We start from the raw sequence: 21,533 nt of genomic DNA, 5'->3' as shown, positions 1-21,533 counted from the left end.
CGCTTCTGACACCGCGCCCGGCTCATCCGGGCGCGGTTTTTCTTTTGGCGACCCAGAGTCCGCACCGCGCTGTCGCTTTCCCGCGCCGCGCCTGTGCCACCAGGACTGACACAACACATGCACCCTATTCTCATACTCGTTCTACAACGTCTGGGCCTTGGCCTGTTGTTGCTTCTGGCCGCGTCGGCGCTGATTTTTGGCCTGACTGAAATCCTGCCCGGCGACGCGGCGCAGGCGATCCTTGGTCAGGCAGCCACCGAAGAAAACCTTGCCAACCTGCGCGCAGAAATGGGCCTCGACCGGCCTGCCATCACCCGCTATTTCGAATGGCTCGGTGGCATCCTGACCGGCGACATGGGCACCGCACTGACCAACAAGCTGCCTATCGGGGACCAGATCGCCCGGCGCATGTCGTCCACGCTGTTCCTCGCCTTCTGGGCCGCCATCATCTCGGTCCCTCTGGCGATCCTGCTTGGCCTGATCGCCGTCCGTTACCAGAACCGCTGGCCGGACAAGCTGATCTCCGGCATCACGCTCGCCTCCATCTCGCTGCCCGAGTTCATGATCGCCTACATTCTGGTGTTCTTCTTCGCGGTGAAACTCTTTTGGGCCCCGTCCTTCGCGTCCGTTTCGCCCGGCATGCCGCTTCTCGATCAACTGCACGCCATCTCACTGCCCGTGGCCGTGCTGACCATGGTGGTGCTGGCACATATGATGCGTATGACGCGCGCGGCCATCCTGAACGTGATGCAATCGGCCTATATCGAAACGGCTGAATTGAAGGGCCTGACGACGTTCAAGGTCATCTACCGCCACGCCTTTCCAAACGCCATCGCGCCCATCGTGAACGTGGTGATGATCAACCTCGCCTATCTTGTTGTGGGCGTCGTCGTGGTCGAGGTGGTCTTCGCCTATCCCGGCATGGGCCAATACCTTGTGGACGCTGTGGTCAAACGCGACGTGCCGGTGGTGCTCGCCTGCGGAGTCATCTTTGCCGCCGTCTACATCCTTCTCAACATCGTCGCTGACGTGGTGTCCATTCTGGCTAACCCGCGTCTCCGCCACCCGAAGTAAGGGAGAGGACCCATGCTCAAGAACATTCCCCTCTCCGCCGCCATCGGCCTGATCATCACCGGCACCTACTTCCTCGCGGCCATCTTCGCCTCGTGGATTGCCCCCTACGGCATGGCCGAAACCGTTGGCGACGTGTGGGAGCCGTCCTCCGCCCAGTTCTGGCTTGGCACCGACCAGATCGGGCGTGACCTGCTCACACGCATGATCTTTGGCGGGCAAACGACGATCTTCATCGCCACCGCCGCCACGATCCTCAGCTTCACCACCGGCTCGGTGCTGGGCTTCATCGCCGCCGTGTCGGGCGGCTGGATCGACCAGGTGATGAGCCGCCTTGTCGACCTCTTCATGTCGATCCCATCCCTGATCCTCGCGCTTGTGATCCTCAGCAGCATCGAGGCGACAGTGGTCACTCTGATCGTCATCATGGGCCTGCTCGACTCAACCCGCGTCTACCGGCTCGCTCGGGCCGTCGCGGTCGACATCTCGGTCATGGACTATGTGGAAGCCGCCCGCCTGCGCGGCGAAAAACTCGGATGGATCATATTCCGCGAAATCCTGCCCAACGCGCTCTCGCCACTGGTCGCCGAAATGGGTCTGCGTTTCATCTTCATGGTGCTCTTCATCTCGACGCTGTCGTTCCTGGGCATCGGCGTGCAACCCCCGCTCGCAGATTGGGGCGGCATCGTGAAAGAGAACAAGGAAGGGATCAACTTCGGCATCGGCGCCGCCCTCTACCCGGCCGTCGCCATTGCCACACTGGCCATCAGCGTGAACCTGATTGCTGACTGGATCCTCAACCGCACCACCTCACTCAAAGGGGGCCGCGGATGACCAGATCCCATTTCATCTTGCCAAATAAACTCCGGGGGTCCGGGGGCAGCGCCCCCGGGGATATCCAACCATGACCACACCTCTCCTGAAAGTCCGCGGCCTCAAAATCGGTGCCACCGTCTACCCACCGGGTGAAAAACCGCATGACATCGAAATCGTGCACGGCGTCGACTTCGACGTCGAACCCGGCAAGGTGCTTGGGCTGATCGGTGAATCCGGTGCCGGCAAATCCACCATCGGGCTTGCCACAATGGCCTACGGGCGCGGCGGAGTGACCCTGACGGGTGGCACGGTCGAAGTGAATGGCCGCGACGTGCGCCAAGCCCCGCTCAAGGACATCCGCAACCTGCGCGGTGCCGAGGTAACCTATGTCAGCCAGTCGGCGGCCGCCTCCTTCAACCCGGCAAAGCAGATCATGGAACAAGTGATCGAAGCCGCCGTGGGTCAGGGCAAATTCACCAAGCAAGAGGCGCAGAAGCGCGCCGTTGAGCTGTTCACCAAGCTGGGGCTGCCCGACCCCGACACCATCGGCAACCGCTACCCCCATCAGGTCTCGGGTGGGCAGCTGCAACGCTGCATGACGGCGCTGGCGCTCTGCCCCGAACCTGACCTCGTGGTGTTTGACGAACCCACCACAGCGCTTGATGTGACAACACAAATCGACGTCCTCAAAGCGATCAAGGACGCCATCCGCGACACCGGTGTCGCTGCGCTCTACATTACCCACGACCTTGCCGTGGTGGCGCAGGTCAGCGACCACATCATGGTGCTGCGCATGGGGCAAATGGTCGAATACGGCACCACCGATCAGATCATCAACAACCCGCAGGAAGAGTACACGCAGGCCCTCGTTTCGGTCCGCTCGATCGAACACGCAGAAAAACAGCCCACCGAACCGGTGCTGCGGGTCAAAAACATCACCGCGCGCTACAAAGGCACCAATTTCGACGTCCTGCACGACGTCAGCGTCGACATCAGCCCCGGCCAGACGCTGGCCGTAGTGGGTGAATCCGGCTCCGGGAAATCCACCCTCGCCCGCGTGATCACCGGCCTCCTGCCCCCACGCGATGGCAAGATCACCTTCGCCGGGCGCACCCTCACCCCAGACCAGCCCAGCCGCTCACTGGAAGACCTGCGCGAACTCCAGATGATCTACCAAATGGCAGACACGGCCATGAACCCGCGCCAGACCGTGGGTACGATCATCGGGCGCCCGCTGGAATTCTACTTCGGCCTCAAAGGGGCCGAGAAACAGAAACGCATCCAGGAGCTGCTGGACGAGATCGAGCTTGGCACAGGCTTTCAGGACCGCTACCCGGCAGAGCTTTCCGGCGGCCAGAAGCAGCGCGTCTGCATCGCCCGTGCGCTCGCCGCCAAACCGAAACTCATCATCTGCGATGAGGTCACATCCGCCCTCGACCCGCTGGTCGCTGACGGCATCCTCAAGCTGCTCCTGAACCTGCAAAAGATCGAAGACGTCGCCTATCTCTTCATCACGCACGATCTGGCCACGGTCAAAGCGATCTCGGACAGCATCGCGGTGATGTACCAGGGCCGCGTGCAACGCTACGGCACCAAGTCCGAAGTGCTGACCCCTCCCTATGACGACTACACCGACCTGCTGCTCAGCTCCGTGCCGGAAATGAAACTCGGCTGGCTCGAAGACGTGATCGCCAATCGCAAGATGGAAAGCGCCGGGAACTGAGGGCCAACGCCCATGGGACGGCGGGCGGGGCGCCTTTGCCAAAGGCAAAGCGCGTCCGACCCGTCGGCCAACTCCAAAACCCCGGTTGCGAAACTGCAGGCTCGCCCAAACGGGCGCGAATGCCTAGGGTATCCTCACCCAAACGGACATCAGCCCCATGACCAAGCTTCTCCTCATCATCCTCGACGGCGTGCCGCTCAGAAACTTCCGCCGTCTCTTTGGCAATCTCGAAGGCTGGGTGGACAGCGGCGACGCGCAAACATGGACGCACCGCGCCGTGATCCCGTCGATCTCCGCCTCCTGCTACGCTTCGATCCACACGGGCGTGACGCCAGCCGAGCATGGCTGCACCGGCAACGGCAACGTCTTCCGCCTGACCCACCCGGACGTCTTTGGACAGGTTCGCAAGGCCGGTGGCACCACAGGGGCCGTGGCCCACTCCTTCTGGTCGGAATTCTTCAACCGCCACCCGTTCGATTTTGTCCGTGACATCGAATATGATGAACCGGACAGCACAACGATCAATCACGGCCGCTTTCACACGATGACGGGCTACGGGGCCAACAACCAGATGACGCCCTCGGACGTGGACCTGTTCGGCACACTGACCAACCTTTGTGCGCGGTTCGACCTCAGCTACGGCATGCTGCACACCTGCACGCTCGACAGCATGGGGCATCGCTTTTTCCACGAGAGCCAGGAAATGGACCACGCCTGTTTCGTGATGGACGAAATGCTCGCCCCGTTCATCCCGCGCTGGCGGGACATGGGCTACGACGTGATCGTGACAGCGGACCACGGACAGGACGATCGCGGCCACCACGGTGGGCGCGGCGCGCTGCAGCAGGAAACAGCGCTTTATTACTTCGGGGACGCCAATGGGGCCGACGAGGCCACAGTCATTGACCAGTTGCAACTGGCCCCCACGATCCTCACCCGGCTTGGCGCCGACATACCTGAAACCATGAAAGCTAAACCGTTCCTAAGTTGATCAAGCGGTGGCTTTGTGCGCCGCGAATACCCCTGCCAAGGCCGAGGCTTGCTGCATCCCCTGCACCCGGCGCTGTAACGCCCCTTGCCCATCGAACAGCAACAGCGTCACATTCGGCGCATTAAACCGGCGAGCAAAGGCCGCACCCTCATCCGTATTGATGTCTGCGACCAGATAAGACAGCCCGCAATCGTCAAAGTCGCGCAGCGCCCTGCGCGTCTGCTTTTGCAACGCGGTGCAGGTCGGGCATTGCGGATCGTGGATTTGCACAATCGCCAGATCGCCATTTCCGACCCGGCTCAAATCATGCTCAGACGCATAGGTGCGAAAGGAACTTAGCCCCCAGACCCCGCCACCCAGCGCAACGGCCGAGGCCACAGCCCCGCCGCCTAGAACGTACCGGCGCGACATGGGGGTGGACTTAGGCTGCGCCGCAATCGCTTTCACACGTTTTTTGGATTTCGGCATGGTGTCCCTCACATCTTCGCTTGAAGGACAGATAGCGCATCATTGGTTCAAGCATGGGTCACGTCTGTGTCATGGTAGGACACAAGGACCACCACGCATATTCGCCCTCCCGAAGGCTAGAGATGGTCCGTTGGAAAACAGCCAGTACATCCTGCCCAAAGGGTCAAAATGCGCAGTTTGCGTCCCGAACAATGCACTTGGCCAAAACCAACCCGAAACCGGACAAGGTTCCCGACCCCAAGATGTGCAGAAGGCGCGGCCAACTTTGCAGTTCCGCGCCTTCCTTTATCTCAATCCGCACCGTACAGAGCGTCAAAGTTATTCCGCGGCCATCGCCGCTGACGCCATTTCCCAAGGCCGAACAAAGTCGCCTAGAACCGTCTGGATCGCCGTCTCGCCGTCACCATTGGCTGCAACCTGAGCCACCAATCCGCGCTTCTTGTCCTCGGTCACGGACACCACTTGCGCCTTCAATCCAGCGTCGGTCAACGCCGCATTGTAGATGCGGGTGATCGCCTCTTTGCGCAGGTCCGGTTTGAAAATTTTGCCCACTGCGGTCTTCGGCAGCTCGTCCATGATGGTCATGTGCTTGGGCTGCGCCGCGCGCTCATGCACGTGTTCCTTGCAGAACGCGAGCAACTCGTCCGGCGTGACATTCGCACCATCCACAAGTTCAACATACGCGCACGGGATCTCCCCCGAGTGCTTGTCCGGCTGACCAATCGCACCCGCAAACGACACCGCCTCGTGACCCAGCAACGCCTCTTCAATCTCGGCCGGATCGATGTTGTGACCACCGCGAATGATCAGGTCCTTGGCGCGCCCCGTGATCCAGACATATCCGTCCGCATCGATCCGGCCCAGATCGCCCGTGCGCAGGTATTTTTCGTTGTAATACAGGTCCTTATTCTTGTCGGCCTCGGTATAGGTGTTGCCCGCCCAGACGCCCGGGTTGCTCACACATATCTCACCGATCTCGTCTACAGCCGCCTCAACCGGCCCCTCGGGCGTGCCCTTGTAAATTTTCACATCCGTGTACGGAAACGGAATGCCCACAGACCCGATTTTCTTTTCGCCGTCGATGGGGTTGCCCGACACAAGGCAGGTCGCCTCTGTCATGCCGTAACCTTCGACAATGTCCACGCCCGCCGCCGTCTCGTACCGCTTGAACAGCTCCTGCGGCAGCGGCGCCGAGCCTGAGAAGGTGGATTTCACAGTGCTGATATCGGCATCAATGGGCCGCTGCATCATGGCAGCGATGGCCGTTGGAACGGATGCAATGAAGGTGATCTTCCACCGCTCTGTCAGCTTCCAGATGTTGTCGAACACACCCTCACCCCGGTATCCTTGCGGCGTGGGGAAGATGCAGTGTGCACCGGATGCAACGGCTCCCATCAACAGCACATGTGCCGCCATGACATGGAAAAGTGGCAACGGTGCCAGTATGTTATCCTCGGCGCTCAGCAAAACGGTGGCCCCGACCCAGCCATTGTACACCATGCCCGAATACTTGTGCTGCGCGACCTTTGGCATGCCCGTCGTACCACCTGTGTGGAAGTAGCAGGCAATGCGGTCTTCCTGCACATCCTCGAACTGCAGGGTGTTGGGCTCTTTTGCGCATTCTGCATTGAAATTCAGGTAGGTCACGCCCGGTGCCTTGTCGAACTTTGGACGGATCAGCGGGATGATGAACGATTTGAGGCCCGACACATGGCCCAGCAAATCCACCTCGAACACAGTCTTGACGTTGGGCGCCAGCTTGACCGCCTCGGTCGTCTTTTCCGCCACATCCGTCTTGGGAAAGGCGCGCAATGTGATGACGGCCTTGGCACCCGTTTCACGCAGGATCGCACCAATCTGTTCGGCGTCCAGAAGCGGGTTGATCGGGTTCACGATCCCCGCCGTCGCACCGCCCAACAAGGCCACAACCGTCTCCGTCGCGTTGGGAAGAATATAGGCGACAACGTCCGTCGGGCCGATGCCATGCTTTCGCAGCATGTTGGCGCATTGCGCCGTGCGGTCCCGCATCTGCGACCATGTCAGAGTTTCAGCCTTCGACTTTGGATCAGAGAAAATCTGATAGCTGACCGCGTTGTGATTTGGGTGTTTTTCGGCTGTTGCGGTCAACATACCGAACAGGGTTTTTGCGACGTCGCGCTCTTCCCAGGGCATCTCGTTCTGAATGGCGTCGCGGTCCGCGATCCCGGCAAATGGCATGGTCATCCTCCCTGAAGCGCCCAATATTTTTGTGTGCGGCGCAATGATCCCTCGCATGACAAGATGCGGTGGAATGCCGCAATGATCAAGCATGGCAAGGGCGACCGCCGGGCGCGGACGCGGCGTCAAAACAAATGACCTTAGGTCACAATCGGTCGACACAAGGGCAACACGGCACAAGCAGTTTGCCGATACGCCCTGCCCTGCAGTCGCGGCGGTTACTCGGCAGCCACCCCATCGGTGAACTGCAAGCGGGCGAGCCTTGCGTACAGCCCGTCCTCTGCCACCAGTTGGTGATGCGGGCCTTGCGCCACGACACGCCCCTGATCCAGCACCACGATGCGATCCGCCTTTTTGACTGTCGCCAGACGGTGCGCAACGATCAGGGTTGTGCGGCCTTCGGCAAGCCGGTCGACGGCCTCTTGCACCGCACGTTCGCTTTCCGCATCCAGCGCACTTGTCGCCTCGTCCAGCAGCAGCACAGGTGCATCCCGCAAGATCGCGCGCGCAATGGCGATCCGTTGCTTTTGCCCACCCGACAGCATCACACCGCGTTCGCCCAGCGGACTGTCATACCCGTTGGGCAGGGAGGTAATGAAGTCGTGCGCCGCCGCTGCCTTCGCTGCAGCCTCGACCTCGGCCCTGGATGCGTCAGGACGACCAAACGCGATGTTTTCCATAGCCGAGGCTGCAAAAATAATCGGGTCTTGCGGCACCAGGGCGATATGTTGGCGGAATGCCTCGCGCGCCATTTGCGCCACATCCGTGCCGTCCAGCAGGATACGCCCTTCCTGCGGATCATAGAACCGCAGAAGCATCTGAATAATGGTGGTCTTACCTGCACCCGAGGGACCAACAAAGGCTACAGTTTCACCTGGCTGGATATCGATACTGACCCCGTCCAAGGCGTTGATTGCAGGCCGGGCAGGATAGGCAAAACGGACGTCCTGAAATGTGATATGGCCTTTGACGGGGGCCACAAGCTGGGCGGGTTGAGAGATGTCCTGCACCGTATCTTCCGTCTGCAGCAACTCCACCAGACGCTCGGTCGCCCCTGCAGCACGCTGCAATTCGCCAATGATCTCGGACAGGGCGGCCACGCCCCCGGCCACCATCACTGCATAGATCACGAACTGGATCAGTGCACCCATGGTCATCAGGTCCGCCCGCACGTCATTCGCGCCGATCCACAGCACCCCAACGATGCCAACAAAGACCAGAAAAATCACGATGGCCGTCATCAGCGCCCGTGTGGTGATCCGCCGCTTGGCCGAGCCAAAGCTTTCTTCAGTTACGTCCGAGAACATCTCACGGCTGGCCGCTTCGTGGGTAAATGCCTGGACCGTCTGGACCGAACTCAACTGTTCGGACGCCTTCCCCGAAGACGCTGCAATCCAGTCCTGATTTTCCCGGCTCAGCACACGCAAACGGCGACCCAGCACGAGGATCGGCACAATGACTGCTGGCACGATCAACAGGACCAGCCCCGTCAATTTGGCCGATGTCAGCAGCATCAGAATCAGACCGCCGATGAAGATCAGGACATTGCGCAGCGCGATTGAGATGGAGGACCCGATGACGCTCAGAATCAGCGTGGTATCGGTGGTGATCCGGCTCAGCACCTCGCCCGTCATGATGTTTTCGTAGAAACTGGGCGACATGCCGATCACACGGTCGAACACCGCTTTGCGTATATCGGCCACGACCCGTTCGCCCAAACGGGTGACCAGCATATACCGCAACGCTGTGCCGATCGCCAAAAGCCCGGCGATGCCAATCGCCGCGAGGAAATACAGGTCAAGTATCTCGGACTGTTCGGTATTGAAATTGTCCACCACGCGCCGCACCGCCAAGGGCAAGGCAAGCGAGACCATGGCTGTCGATACAAGGGCCGCAATAGCCGCCAGCATCAGCTTCCAATAGGGCAGGACAAACGGCCATAGTGCGCGCAACGCACCAATCTTTTTGGATTTTTCGCGCTCTTGCGTGCCAGCGTTGGGCGGCACTGGGGCGGGCATCTGGTCGGCCATGCGGTCTCCGGCGGTTTTTGCACCCCGCACATGCCCGTACCGCGCGCGTAAGGTCAAGTGGACAGCATGGCACGGAGGAAAGGTTTGGAGCGGGCGGCGGGAATCGAACCCGCGTCATTAGCTTGGAAGGCTAAGGTCTTACCACTACACAACGCCCGCAGCTCCGGGGAATGGGATATGCCAAGGGCCGGGGCGGGTCAAGTCGCCCCGCACCCCGTTCTGTCAGTGATCGAGCTTCACCCACGCCGCATTGCGGGCCGAGGATTTGACGCAGGCCGACACAAACTGCACGCCTTTCAACCCGTCATGGATGGTGGGGTAGATCACCTCGGACGGCACAGGCTCCCCCGCTTTCACGGCGGCGATGGCCGTTGCGGCTTCGGTATAGATGTTGGCGAATCCTTCCAGATATCCCTCTGGGTGGCCCGGTGGAATACGGGACACACGCGCCGCCGCATCCCCTGCTCCACCACCATTACGGGTGATCAGGCGCTTAGGCTCTCCAAACGGCGTGTGCCACAGATAGTTCGGGTCTTCCTGCGCCCATTCCAACCCGCCCTTGTCGCCATAGACACGGATGCGCAGCGCATTCTCATTACCGGGCGCCACTTGGCTGCACCACAGCATCCCCTTGGCACCGCCGTCAAAGCGCAGCATGACATGGCCGTTGTCATCAACCTGCCGCCCCGGCACGAACGCCTCAAGGTCAGCGGCCAAACTTTCGACCTCCAACCCCGTGACAAAGCAGGCAAGGTTAAACGCATGCGTGCCGATATCCCCGGTAGACCCGCCTGCGCCTGAGCGCGCGGGATCGGTCCGCCATTCGGCCTGTTTGAAATCCTGCTCAACCGTCAGCCAGTCCTGCGGGTATTCCACCTGCACCACGCGAATGTTCCCGATATCGCCGTTCGCAATCATCTCGCGTGCCTGCCGCACCATCGGATAGCCGGTGTAGTTATGCGTCAGGATAAACAGCGCCTCACTGTCCTCGGCCGCCTTCACCAACTTCTTGGCATCGGCCAGCGTCGACGTCAGCGGCTTGTCGCAGATCACGTGAATGCCACGCTTCAGAAACTCGCGCGCGGCGGCATAGTGCACATGGTTCGGCGTCACGATGCTGACGGCATCAATGCCGTCTTTCCGCCGCGCCTCGCGTTGCGCCATCTGTTTGTAGTCATCATAGACGCGGGCCAACCCCAAAGCCGCGCCACTGGCCTGCGACTTCTCAGGCGTCGAACTCAGCGCCCCCGCCACCAACTCAAACCGATCATCAATGCGGCTGGCAATACGGTGCACCCCGCCAATAAAGGCGTCATTGCCGCCGCCCACCATGCCAAGTTTGATACGGTCCGCCATCAGTCAATCCCCAGCATTTTTCGGTTAGAGGCTTCGTCCGTGCCGCCATCGGCAAAGTCATCAAAGGCGCGTTCGGTCACGCGGATGATGTGATCCGACACAAATTGTGCCCCTTCCCGCGCGCCGTCCTCGGGATGTTTCAGACAACATTCCCATTCGACCACAGCCCACCCGTCAAAATCATTCGCTGCCATCTTGGAAAACACTGCCGCAAAATCGACCTGGCCATCGCCCAAGGACCGGAAACGACCGGCGCGATCCACCCAGCTTTGATAGCCGGAATAGACACCTTGCCGACCTGTCGGATTGAACTCCGCATCCTTGACGTGGAACATGCGGATGCGATCGCGGTAGATGTCGATATTGTCCAGGTAATCAAGGCATTGCAGCACGTAGTGGCTGGGATCATAGAGCATGTTGCAGCGTGGGTGGTTGTCCACTCGCTCGAGGAACATCTCGAATGTAACGCCATCATGCAGGTCCTCGCCCGGATGGATCTCATAGCAGATGTCGACGCCGTTTTCCTCTGCATGATCCAGAATGGGTCGCCAACGCGCCGCCAACTCGTCAAACGCGGTTTCCACCAGCCCCGCGGGCCGCTGTGGCCATGGGTACACATAAGGCCACGCCAGCGCACCCGAGAAAGTCGCGTGCGCGCCGATGCCCATATTGGCCGAGGCGGAGATTGCCTTTTTGACCTGATCCACAGCCCATTCCTGCCGTGCCTTGGGATTGCCGCGCACCTCTTCGGCGGCGAAGCCGTCAAACGCCGCGTCATAGGCCGGGTGCACCGCCACCAACTGCCCCTGCAGGTGGGTCGACAACTCGGTCACCTCAACGCCGTTCTCCGCCGCCTGCCCCTTGAACGTATCGCAGTAGTCCTTGCTCTCTGCCGCCTGCGCCAGATCAAAGAGCCGCCCGTCCCAACTGGGCACCTGCACGCCCTTGTAACCGCAATCGGCCGCCCATTTGGTGATCGCGTCCCACGAGTTGAACGGCGCGTCATCACCCGCGAACTGCGCCAGAAACAGCGCCGGGCCCTTGATGGTCTTCATGATGTCTCCTCCCTCCACGCCCTCAAACCTTGGGCATGTTTTCCTTCAAATAGATATCGATGCGAATGCGTTCCTGCGTGTGATCGATGGGCTGCCGGTCGGCAGTCGCCTTCATCAACCGAACCGCAGAGCGCACCAGATGCCCGGTGTCCTGCGAGATGATGGCATCAAACACGCCGCTCTCCAACGCCGTGCGCGATGTGGGCGTCAACTCGTGCGCGATCACCACAAGGCCGGGATGCGGGGTTTCACTAAGATACCGGATCAGCCCCGGATTGCCCGCCGCCGACGAATAGATGCCGCACAGATCGGGATAGGCGGCAAAGACCTCGGGCAACATCTTGCGGATCAGATCTGGATCATCCCGCCCCTCGATGGACGCGACAACGTCCAGTTCGGGGAACTGGGCCGACATCACCGCGTCGAACCCCTTGCGCCGCTCCAGGTGGTCACGCGCCAGACGTGATCCCGTAATGACCAGTACCCGGCCGCGTTGCCGGGTAAAGCGCCCCATCAGGTGCGCCGCAGTGCGGCCCGCAGCAACATTGTCGACGCCGATAAAGTGGTCCCGTTCTGAACTGGGCAAATCGGCCACCAGCGCCACCACCACGATCCCCCGCGCCCGCGCCCGCTTGACCGCGTCACGCACGGACGGCGTTTCGGGACCAAACACCGCAATCCCATCGGTCTGGCTGGCATCGACGGCGTCCAGTGTCTGCACAATCGCCTGGGGGTCAAAGGGCGGAACGCGCACGGTGTCCAGCGTGGTCCGCTGATGCCGCAGCTTTGCGGCCTGTTCGGTGACGTGATGGCGCAGAGCCACCACAAATTCGTTGGCGGTATCCGGTAGGATGAACAGCAGGTTGTAGACACGGCCCCGTGCCAGGTTGGCTGCCGCAGTGTCCCGGACATAACCAAGTTCGGCAATCGCCTGATTGACCTTGTCAATGGTCACCGACCGCACGCCCGGGCGCGCGTTCAGGACACGGTCCACCGTCGCCAGCGACACACCCGCCACACGGGCAATGTCATTGACGGTCGGTTTCAGACCAGCCTTCGTGTCCTGTTTGTTCAAACGCCTACCCTTTCATGGCCTTTGCCAATCCTTCAAAGACCAGCGCGACCGCCTCGGCACCAGGATCGTTGTTGCCCTTCAAATTCTCGGACGGCACATACGCAGCCCGACCCGCTTTTGCACGGTGAATATCTGCCGTGCTGTCTGCACCCGCGCGCGCCGCCCGCGCAGCGGCATCGATGCCGTCACCAATCGCATCAAGCGCTGGCGCAAGCGCATCGATCATGGTCCGATCTCCGACACGAGCGCCACCAACGTCACTGACCCGTTTCAGCCCGTCTGACAGCGCCTTGTGCACCGGGGCGCCCCCGGCGCAGGCATCACCGGCGGCGTTGAAATATATGGCCAAAATCACGCCGGACGAACCGCCCATGGTCTGGCTCAGTTCGTTGCCCAAGGCCGGGAAAAGCTGCGTCAGGTCGGCCAGCGGCATCGCATCCAGCCGGTCCTTGAGCGCTCGCGCTGCCGTGGCCAGCGTGCTGCCGGTATCTCCGTCCCCGGATTTCGCGTCCAGTTCGTTCAGGCTTGCCTCCGCCCCGATCAGCAAATCAGCGACATGCGAGATGATCTGATGGGTCTGCGCATTCGCGGATGGGATGGGTTCGATCGGGGTCAATCCATCGGGCAAAGGGGTGATCGACACGTCGCTCAACGCTTGCAACCCGGGCCAGGCTGGCATGGGCACAGGCGCGGCCAGCGCCGACAGTTCTTCGGCCGCGACAGGCAAAAGCGAAACAGAAAACCCGTGCATATCCAGCGATGTCATCATCGGCGCAGGACCAATCACGTGGCTGGCAATCCCGGACTGGGCCAGACCATGGCACAGCACCGACATTTCGAGCGGCGTGGTGGACCCGAGGTTGTTGACCAGCGCGACGCATGGGCCGCGGCCTGCGTGATGTCGCAGCTTGTCGAGCACGGTGTCCATCGCCTGAGACGCGCCTGTGAAATCGACCTGTTCGACGCCTGGCTCGCCGTGAATGCCCAACCCCAATTCCGCTTTTCCCGCGGGTATCCGCGCCTCTTTCGGAGAGCCCGGCACAGTGCAGGTATCGAGGCTCTTGCCGATTGAGGCCACGTTTTCGATCACCCGGCGCGCGACTTCGGCGACGTCATCCAGCTGCGCGCCAGTCTCGGCCATTGCGCCCGCGATCTTGTGCACAAAAAGCGTGCCTGCAACGCCACGGGGCTGCGGCAAGTCGGGCAACGCAATGTCGTCATCGACCACGACCATCTCGACTTTGCGGCCCAACGCGCGGGCACGTTCCGCGGCCAGGCCAAAGTTCAGCCGGTCACCGGTATAGTTCTTGACGATCAGCAGGCACCCCGCCTCGCCCGTGACGGCAAGGATGCCCGCCAGCACCGCCTCGACCGAGGGCGAGGCAAACACCTCGCCACAGACCGCCGCCGTCAACATGCCCGGCCCGACAAAGCCCGCATGCGCCGGTTCGTGCCCAGACCCGCCGCCCGAGATCAGCGCAACCCGGTCACGGGCCCAATCCGCGCGGTAGACCACCTTGATATGCGGATAGCCGTCGAGCCGTGCCAGCGCACCGCCGGAACAGGCCAGCAATCCGTCGATCGCCTCTTTGACCAGATCCTCTTTCGCGTTCACGAATTGTGCCATGGGAAATGTCCTTTCTCAGGTGATGCGCGCGCCGGCGGCGTCAAAGAAAACGGGGTTATCGGGGGCAATCTGGATCGTTTCGCCCGCGTTCAGTTTGGTGTGTGGATCGGTCAGGGTGATGACGTCATGGTCTGCCACCTTCAGGTGCAGCCGGGTCTGGTCGCCCAGATGTTCCACACGGACCACATGGGCATCCCGGCCCGATCCGTGGCGTATGTTTTCCGGGCGCAGACCGACCTGATGCGCGCCTGCCGGGGCGTCTTCGCCCAACAAACCCACGGGCAGCAGATTGATGCGGGGCTGCCCCAAACGGGCGGCCACATAGGCCGTGCTCGGGTTTTCGTAGATGTCGCGCGGGGTGCCGAATTGCACCAGTCGTCCCTCGTCCAGCACGCCGACATGGGTGGCCATTGTCATGGCTTCGATCTGGTCGTGGGTGACGTACAGCAGTGTGGCCGCGAGTTCGGCATGGATACGTTTCAACTCGATCCGCAGGTCGGCGCGCAGCTTGGCGTCCAAAGAACTGAGCGGTTCGTCCATCAGGTAAACCTGCGGATCACGGACCAGTGCACGCCCGATGGAGACGCGCTGCATCTCGCCGCCGGACAGCTCGGTCGCCCTGTTGTCAAGTTTATGCGGTATGTGAAGTACGTCTGCTACCTCTTTGACTTTAAAAGCGATTTCATCTTCGGGTGTTTTGAGGATGGGCGAGCGCAGAGGAAAGGCCAGGTTCTCGCGCACGGTCATGTGGGGATAGAGCGAGTATTGCTGAAACACCATCGCCACATCACGTTGTGCAGGCGTCAGGCCATCCATGCGCGTGCCACCGATGCTGATATGGCCCGCGTCCGGTTTCTCAAGCCCCGCGATCAGGCGCAGGGTGGTCGTCTTGCCTGCACCCGTTGGCCCCAGAAGCACAACAAAGGCGCCATCGGGAATGGTCAGGTCCATGTCGATCAACGCCTTCGTTGCCTTGAAGGATTTGGACACGCCGCTCAGTTGCACCTCAGCCATGGGCGAGCACTCCTTCGTTGAGTTCAGACCGCAGGGCACGGCCCGACGCCTTGTCGAACAGGGTCACCGTTTGGCCGTTGAAGCCAAGGCCGACCGTTTCCCCCACGCTTGCGGGCTGGTCGGAGGCAATGCGCGCCTTGATCTCTCCGTTGGGCGTGTCGAGGGTCACGATTTGGGTGGTGCCAAGGTATTCCGTGGCGAGGACCCTGCCCCGATAATCACCATCGGACGACAGATGGATGTGTTCCGGCCGGACGCCAAAAACCAGATCGCCAGACGCCCCTTCGCGCAACGTGGGCACGCTCATTCGCTGATTGTTTAAGTGAATTTCCGTATCGCCCGGTTCGACTTTACCGTTTAAATTCAGGAAGTTCATGGATGGTGATCCAATGAAATCCGCCACAAACATGGAGGCGGGCATGTCGTAGATATCCTGCGGTTTGCCGAACTGTTCGACCACGGCGTTGTTCATCACAACGATCTTGTCGCCCATCTGCATCGCCTCAAGCTGGTCGTGGGTTACGTAGACTGTGGTCGCCCCCATACGGTCGTGCAAAGCGCGCAGCTCTTCGGCCATGTGTTCCCGGAATTCAGCGTCCAAAGCGCCCAGCGGTTCATCCATCATGAAGGCTTTCGGCTCACGCACAATGGCCCGACCGAGCGCAACCCGTTGCCGGTCACCGCCCGACAGACCACCCACGGGTTTCTTGAGGATATCTTTGATACCGAGGATCGTGGTGACCTCATCCACCTTGGCGCGGACTTGCGCGCGCGGCATGCCTTGGCTGACCAGCGGGTAGCTCAGGTTCTTGTAGACGTTCATATGAGGATAGAGCGCGAACATCTGGAAAACAAAGGCAATATCGCGCTGTGACGGGGGGCGTTGACCGATCTCTTCACCGTCGAGAAAGATCTCTCCGGAGGTTGGCAGTTCCAGCCCTGCAATCATGCGCAGGGTGGTGGTCTTGCCGCAACCGGAGGGGCCCAGGAGCATGAAGAACTCGCCGTCTTCTATGGTGAAGCTGGACTCCTTTACGGCGACAAAATCGCCAAATTCCTTGCGGACATTCTTGATGACAATCTCGGCCATTACTCACCTTCCGGGAAGTGGCTGACGACGATGAACATGACGGTGCCCACCAGTGTCGTGATGAAAGAATAGGTGAAGGCCCAGAGCACAAACGGCTGCATCAGCATGAAGACGCCAAGGGCGATGATGATGGTCGCCAGCGCCTCCCATGGGCCGCGGTGCAGGCGCATGAGGCCGGTCAGGAACCCTTTCATCATGTACCCTCCGGTTGGCAAAAACGGGGGGGTGACATCCGTACACCACCCGTGCACCCCCTGTGCACCCCCCCGGTGCACCAAGATGTTGTGGTTTGGCATAGCCTGGTCATTTGCGAACGGCTCCGAATGTGATCCCGCGCAGCAGGTGTTTGCGCAGCAGGATGGTGAAGATCATGACAGGCAGCAGGAAGATCGTGGCCCCTGCCGCAACCGCGGGCCAGTCAAGGCCTCCGACACCGATGATGGTCGGGATGAAGGGCGGGGCTGTCTGGGCCGTGGCCGAGGTCAGCAGGACCGCGAAGGCATATTCGTTCCAAGCAAAGATCAGGCAGAAGATGGCGGTGGAGGCGATGCCCGTCGCCGCTTGGGGCAGGACCACTTTGTAGAACGCCTGGAACCGCGTGTAGCCGTCGATCAGCGCGGCCTCTTCGTATTCGCGCGGGATTTCGTCGATGAACCCTTTGAGCAGCCAGACCGCGAGAGAGATGTTCACCGCCGTGTAAAGCAGGATCATGCCCAGATGCGTGTCGCTGAGGCCGAGATTGCGGTACATCAGGAAGATCGGGATCGCGACAGCGATGGGGGGCATCATCCTTGTACTGAGGATGAAGAAGAGAAGGTCGTCGGCCAGCGGGATCTTGAAACGGCTGAACGCGTAAGCGGCGAGTGTACCGAGAAAGATCGACAAAAAGGTCGAGCCGAAGCCGATAATCACAGAGTTGAGGAACCGTTCGCCGAATTTGGAGGGGCCGACGATGACCATGTCGTATTCCCGCACGATCTCATCCGCCCAGTTTTGCGGCGGGTTGGCATCAAGGAAGTCCTGCGTTTGGCGCGTGCGGGTGGTGAAGAGGTTCACGTAACCTTCGAGCGTCGGCTCGAACACGACCTTGGGCGGGTAGCTGATGGCGTCGCTGGGGGATTTGAAGCCGGTGAGCATGATCCACGCCAGCGGGATCATCGTGATCAGCGCGTAGACGATGACCAGTGACCCGGCGACCCATTTGGAGCGTTGGCTGGGTTCGGTGATGGAAAAGGCGCTCATGGGTTGACGTCCGTGATGGGTGCTGAGGTTGGGAGGGGGGCTGTCTGCCCCCCGCGCTGGCGCGCCCCCCCGAGGATATTTGGAGCCGAAAGAAGAGTGTGCATCATCTCTCTTTTACCTTGTTCAGCGCCTTGACGTAGATGCTGGCGAGGCCAAACACCGTGACGAAGAGAATGATGGCGTAGGCCGACGCATAGCCTGTGCGCCACTTCTCGAACGCCTCTCTTTTGAGGTTGATCGAGGTGAGTTCTGTGGTGGAGCCGGGGCCGCCGCCGGTCAGTTGGACGACGAGGTCGAACATTTTGAAATTCTCGATCCCGCGGAACAGGACGGCGAGCATCAGAAAGGGCAGCACCATGGGGATGGTGATGGTGAAGAACTGGCGGAGTTTGGAGGCGCGGTCGACCTCTGCTGCCTCGTAGATGTAGTCGGGAATGGAGCGCAGACCGGCGAGGCAGATCAGCATCACGAAGGGTGTCCACATCCACGTGTCCACGATGACAATGGACCAGGGCGCCAGTTGGACCGAGCCGAGCATTTCGAAGCTGGAGGGCTCCTTGCCGGTGAAGAAGGCGACGATGTAGTTGAAAAGCCCGATTTGCGGCTGGTAGAGGAATTTCCAGAAGTTCCCCACCACGGCGGGCGACAGCATCATGGGCAGCACGATGATTGTGGTCCACAGATCGTTGCCCTTGAATTTCTTGTTGATGAGCCAGGCCAGCGTGAACCCGATCAGCACCTGCAGTGCGATGGTCCAGAACAGGAAATGCGCCGTGGCCTGCATGTTCAGCCAGATGTCGCTGTCGGTCAGGATGCGTTCGTAGTTGCGCAGGCCGATGAACTCAGGCTCTCGCGTCAGTCGGTTGGCGCGAAAATTGGTAAAGCTCAGCTGGATCGTCCAGATCAGCGGAAAGATATTGATCGCCAGCAGCAGAAAGATCGTGGGGGCGACAAAGATCCACGCGATGGCGCGGTCGCTCAGGCCCCTGATCTTGCGTACGACGCGCTTGGGTGTGGCACCGGCGGCTTTGTCTGCGAGCGTGTCTGTCATCGGGCACAGCCTCTTCATGCGGTGGGCAGATGGCCCACCCTGCAAAGGGTCAATTCGGGTTGGGTGTTAGGGTGGGCAATGCTGCCCACCCTTGGGAGGAGGACTTAGAGCTTGCCTTCGTCTTCGAAGGTTTCGGTCCAGTCCTCGATCAGCTTGTCGAGCGCTTCCTGTGCCGTGCCCTGATCGGCAACCACGTAGTCGTGGATGCGCTTCTGCATGGCCAGCAGCAGTTCGGCATAGGCTGGCTCTTGCCAAAAGTCCTGCACGGCGCCCATCGCCTCGAGGAAGTCACCGGCGAACGGTGCGCTGTCCTTGAAGCCCGGGTCGTTCAGGACGGAGTTGTGGGCCGAGTAGCCGCCAAGTTCCCACCATTTGGCCTGCACTTCCGGATCGGCGAACCACTTTATGTATTCAAGGGCGGCGTCCTGTTTGTCGCTATAGGCGACGACGCTGATGCCCTGCCCGCCCAAGGTGGACCCGGCCTGATTTTGCGGTGGGTTCACGAAAAAGTCGATCTTGTCCCCTCCTGTGGCCGGGTCGGCATAGAGGCCCGGGAAGAACGCGAACCAGTTCATCGCCATGGCGACCTGACCGGATTTGAACGCGTCGAGGCTCTCACCCATATAGGAGTTCGTGTAGCCAGGCGGTGTCGCTGTTTCGTAGAACTCTTTATAGAATTCAAGTGCTTCGACCGCTTCGGGCGAGTTCACAGCGCCCTCCATGTCGTAAGAGCCGGGGGTGTTTTCGTATTTGAAGCCCCAGGGGTAAAGCGCCGAGGTCACGCCCATCGTGATCCCTTCGGAGCCGCGTTCGGTGAAGATGGAGGCGCCGTAAACGGTTTTGCCGTCAATCTCGCGGCCCTGGAAGAACTGGGCGATTTCCAGCATTTCGCGTTGGGTCTTGGGCTCCCCCAGATCGCGGCCTGTTGCCTCTTTGAAGGCGGCCTGAATCTCTGGGTCTGAAAACCAGTCCTTGCGATAGAACCAGCCATTCGCATCGCCCATCGCGGGCAGCGCGTAGTAGTTCGGCGTGCCCTTGGGCCATGTGGAATAGGCGTAGACAGTCGCAGGCGCGAAATCGTCCATGCTGATGCCTTCGGTGTCGAAGAAGTCGTTCAGTTTGACGTAGTGGCCGTTTTCGGCCCCGCCACCGATCCACTGGCTGTCGCCGATCAGCAGGTCACAGAGCTTGCCGCCCGAGTTCAGTTCGTTCAGCATCCGGTCCGCGAAATTGGGCCACGGGATAAATTCAAAATTCATGGTGTGGCCGGATTGGGCCTCAAATTCCTTGCTGAGTTCGACAAGCGCGTTGGCCGGATCCCAGGCCGCCCAGCACAATGTCAAATCCTCTGCCATGGCCATCGTGGGCACGCTGACAGACGTTATCAGGGCCGCGCCAACGGCGGCTGAAGTCACTTTTTTCATATGATCCTCCCTATGGGTCACACGTCTGTGGTGACCCTGCGGAAACGCTATTTGAGGGGCGTACATCATGTCAACGGATTTTTGAGGTGCGTTCATCATTCCAATCTTGAGGTAGTTTATCTCACTGAAGTAAAACACGAAATTGCACGGGACCCTGTCGAAGGACGCATCTGTTGGAAATGGGAAGTCTTTTGTTGAGGCAACCGGAGTGAGTCGAGAAAACCGTTTTGAACCCGCGACCTGAACCGAAAACCCCCACGCGCTTCGCAATGCAAGCACCCTCCGCCGCCACCATCGAACTCATGCCAACCGATCAAACTTTCACCGCGCTTCACTTTATCCGACAAAATTACTAAATTATTTTCTTGTCATTTCTGACTTTTTCACTCAACTTACGCTGAAAGCCAGCCAAATCCAGTCAGTGGCAAGCCAGACACCCAACACCTCAATGGGAGTGGGACGATGAATTTTGACCGGAACGCAGTAGCTCTTGGCGGACAGGACGTCCACGACATGCTCTTTGGCAGCCTGACGATGGGACTTCCGACGGTATTCAGTATCGAATGGCTTCTCGACAGGGCCGAGGACGGCGCATGGGGTGGGTTTTGGTGGTGAATATCGCAAGGGAAACCATGGCCCGGCCGGACGACACTTTGCCGATCTACGAGGCGACCGACCTGACAAAGGGCGGCGACATGGCCCGGATCAAGCTTGGCGATCAGATTTACACGCTTCGGATCACCCGGGCGGGTAAGCTGATACTCACGAAATGAACGCCTTGACCCCGCATCGGGGTGGCGCCCCGGTTGGATATATCACCGAGCTGGGTCCAGTGGAGGCCGGTGCCGTGCTGTACCTGCGGCTCTGGAGCAATGGCCCAGCGGCCCAAAGCCAAGTCTGGAATGATTTCGCAACAGCGCTTGGCACAAAACATGGGAGCAAGGCGCTGAAGTCATTCGAGACGCTGTGCGATCTGTGCGCCCGCCATGGCCGCCGTCCCCTGATGCGCCATCATGTGACCTGCAAATGCCTTGGCGCGGACGAATCCTGTTTTGCGACCTTCATCGGCTATGCCAGTGAAGGGGAGCGTGAAGATGCTTTGCTGATCGCAACAACCATCGTGCGTCCCGACATGGCGTTGCCGCTTGTCGATCTTGCGCAGGAGTTCGGGCTTGCCTTGAGACGGATGGCGCTCATGGCCGATCACGCTTTCCAGAACCCAATGAAACTTCACTAAAGGACAGTGCCATATGAAATTCCTTACCCTTGCGACGTGTGCCGTC

20 protein-coding genes and 1 tRNA gene are annotated in these 21,533 nt (G+C 60.4%); 7 read left to right on the top strand and 14 right to left on the bottom strand.

Translation table 11 applies throughout. The features are described 5' to 3' along the window. Positions 1 to 117: 117 nt before the first annotated feature. The 4 genes from Q1A32_RS18080 to Q1A32_RS18065 all read left to right on the top strand — a co-directional run bounded on the left by Q1A32_RS18080 (position 118) and on the right by Q1A32_RS18065 (position 4,601). The gene (locus Q1A32_RS18080) at positions 118 to 1,074 is read left to right on the top strand and encodes an ABC transporter permease (RefSeq protein ID WP_299615116.1); all 957 of its coding nucleotides are present in this window, start codon (positions 118 to 120) and stop codon (positions 1,072 to 1,074) included. A 12-nt stretch (positions 1,075 to 1,086) separates the two neighbouring features. Next, entirely contained in the window at positions 1,087 to 1,905 is an 819-nt protein-coding gene (locus Q1A32_RS18075; RefSeq protein WP_299656284.1) for an ABC transporter permease, read from the top strand. Between the two features lie 70 nt (positions 1,906 to 1,975). Continuing rightward, positions 1,976 to 3,610: an ABC transporter ATP-binding protein gene (locus Q1A32_RS18070; RefSeq protein ID WP_299656281.1), complete on the top strand. Its 1,635-nt coding sequence runs from the start codon at positions 1,976 to 1,978 to the stop codon at positions 3,608 to 3,610. A 157-nt stretch (positions 3,611 to 3,767) separates the two neighbouring features. Beyond that, a complete protein-coding gene (locus Q1A32_RS18065) occupies positions 3,768 to 4,601 on the top strand; it encodes an alkaline phosphatase family protein (protein WP_299656278.1) in 834 nt (277 codons plus the stop codon). Here Q1A32_RS18065 and Q1A32_RS18060 read toward each other — a convergent pair whose 3' ends face one another. The 14 genes from Q1A32_RS18060 to Q1A32_RS17995 form a co-directional block, all read right to left on the bottom strand. Beyond that, positions 4,602 to 5,069, bottom strand: coding sequence for a thioredoxin family protein (locus Q1A32_RS18060; protein WP_299656275.1), 468 nt, complete (start codon positions 5,067 to 5,069; stop codon positions 4,602 to 4,604). It lies immediately after the preceding gene. 318 nt (positions 5,070 to 5,387) lie between these two features. Further along, positions 5,388 to 7,286, bottom strand: a complete 1,899-nt coding sequence (locus Q1A32_RS18055; RefSeq protein ID WP_299656272.1) for an acyl-CoA synthetase — start codon at positions 7,284 to 7,286, stop codon at positions 5,388 to 5,390. 218 nt (positions 7,287 to 7,504) lie between these two features. Then, complete coding sequence (locus Q1A32_RS18050; protein WP_299656269.1) at positions 7,505 to 9,316, bottom strand: ABC transporter transmembrane domain-containing protein; 1,812 nt, start codon at positions 9,314 to 9,316, stop codon at positions 7,505 to 7,507. 85 nt (positions 9,317 to 9,401) lie between these two features. Beyond that, positions 9,402 to 9,475 (bottom strand) — tRNA-Gly (locus Q1A32_RS18045). 63 nt (positions 9,476 to 9,538) lie between these two features. Beyond that, positions 9,539 to 10,672 (bottom strand): Gfo/Idh/MocA family protein, encoded by a 1,134-nt coding sequence (locus tag Q1A32_RS18040; RefSeq protein WP_299656266.1) that lies wholly within the window; start codon positions 10,670 to 10,672, stop codon positions 9,539 to 9,541. After that, positions 10,672 to 11,727 carry a sugar phosphate isomerase/epimerase gene (locus Q1A32_RS18035; RefSeq protein WP_299656263.1) on the bottom strand — a complete coding sequence of 352 codons (1,056 nt, stop codon included), beginning with the start codon at positions 11,725 to 11,727 and terminating at the stop codon, positions 10,672 to 10,674. The genes Q1A32_RS18040 and Q1A32_RS18035 overlap by 1 nt, the downstream gene beginning before the upstream one ends. 22 nt (positions 11,728 to 11,749) lie before the next feature. Continuing rightward, the gene (locus tag Q1A32_RS18030) at positions 11,750 to 12,802 is read right to left on the bottom strand and encodes a LacI family DNA-binding transcriptional regulator (RefSeq protein ID WP_299656260.1); all 1,053 of its coding nucleotides are present in this window, start codon (positions 12,800 to 12,802) and stop codon (positions 11,750 to 11,752) included. A 4-nt stretch (positions 12,803 to 12,806) separates the two neighbouring features. Further along, positions 12,807 to 14,429: a dihydroxyacetone kinase subunit DhaK gene (locus Q1A32_RS18025; RefSeq protein WP_299656257.1), complete on the bottom strand. Its 1,623-nt coding sequence runs from the start codon at positions 14,427 to 14,429 to the stop codon at positions 12,807 to 12,809. A gap of 15 nt (positions 14,430 to 14,444) precedes the next feature. Then, positions 14,445 to 15,443: an ABC transporter ATP-binding protein gene (locus Q1A32_RS18020; protein WP_299656253.1), complete on the bottom strand. Its 999-nt coding sequence runs from the start codon at positions 15,441 to 15,443 to the stop codon at positions 14,445 to 14,447. Further along, positions 15,436 to 16,533 (bottom strand): ABC transporter ATP-binding protein, encoded by a 1,098-nt coding sequence (locus Q1A32_RS18015; RefSeq protein WP_299656250.1) that lies wholly within the window; start codon positions 16,531 to 16,533, stop codon positions 15,436 to 15,438. The genes Q1A32_RS18020 and Q1A32_RS18015 overlap by 8 nt, the downstream gene beginning before the upstream one ends. Further along, complete coding sequence (locus Q1A32_RS18010) at positions 16,533 to 16,727, bottom strand: hypothetical protein (RefSeq protein ID WP_299615510.1); 195 nt, start codon at positions 16,725 to 16,727, stop codon at positions 16,533 to 16,535. Before Q1A32_RS18010 ends, Q1A32_RS18015 begins: the two co-directional genes overlap by 1 nt. Positions 16,728 to 16,836: 109 nt before the next feature. Further along, a complete protein-coding gene (locus Q1A32_RS18005; protein ID WP_299615089.1) occupies positions 16,837 to 17,775 on the bottom strand; it encodes a carbohydrate ABC transporter permease in 939 nt (312 codons plus the stop codon). A gap of 103 nt (positions 17,776 to 17,878) precedes the next feature. Continuing rightward, positions 17,879 to 18,826: a carbohydrate ABC transporter permease gene (locus tag Q1A32_RS18000; RefSeq protein WP_299656247.1), complete on the bottom strand. Its 948-nt coding sequence runs from the start codon at positions 18,824 to 18,826 to the stop codon at positions 17,879 to 17,881. Between the two features lie 104 nt (positions 18,827 to 18,930). Then, the gene (locus Q1A32_RS17995; protein WP_299656720.1) at positions 18,931 to 20,187 is read right to left on the bottom strand and encodes an ABC transporter substrate-binding protein; all 1,257 of its coding nucleotides are present in this window, start codon (positions 20,185 to 20,187) and stop codon (positions 18,931 to 18,933) included. Positions 20,188 to 20,712: 525 nt separating this feature from the next. Between Q1A32_RS17995 and Q1A32_RS17990 the strand changes: the two genes are divergently transcribed. Genes Q1A32_RS17990 through Q1A32_RS17980 form a run of 3 tightly spaced genes read left to right on the top strand, consistent with a single transcriptional unit; the run spans position 20,713 to position 21,487 of the window. Further along, on the top strand, positions 20,713 to 20,865 hold the full coding sequence (locus tag Q1A32_RS17990) for a hypothetical protein (protein ID WP_299656244.1): 153 nt from the start codon (positions 20,713 to 20,715) through the stop codon (positions 20,863 to 20,865). Between the two features lie 17 nt (positions 20,866 to 20,882). Further along, the gene (hemP, locus tag Q1A32_RS17985; protein WP_299656717.1) at positions 20,883 to 21,023 is read left to right on the top strand and encodes a hemin uptake protein HemP; all 141 of its coding nucleotides are present in this window, start codon (positions 20,883 to 20,885) and stop codon (positions 21,021 to 21,023) included. Then, positions 21,020 to 21,487, top strand: coding sequence for a hypothetical protein (locus tag Q1A32_RS17980; RefSeq protein WP_299656241.1), 468 nt, complete (start codon positions 21,020 to 21,022; stop codon positions 21,485 to 21,487). Before hemP ends, Q1A32_RS17980 begins: the two co-directional genes overlap by 4 nt. Positions 21,488 to 21,533: the final 46 nt, after the last annotated feature.

The sequence above is a fragment of the uncultured Tateyamaria sp. genome (assembly GCF_947503415.1).
GTDB lineage: Bacteria > Pseudomonadota > Alphaproteobacteria > Rhodobacterales > Rhodobacteraceae > Tateyamaria.
This window is presented reverse-complemented; position numbering and strand designations above follow the sequence as displayed.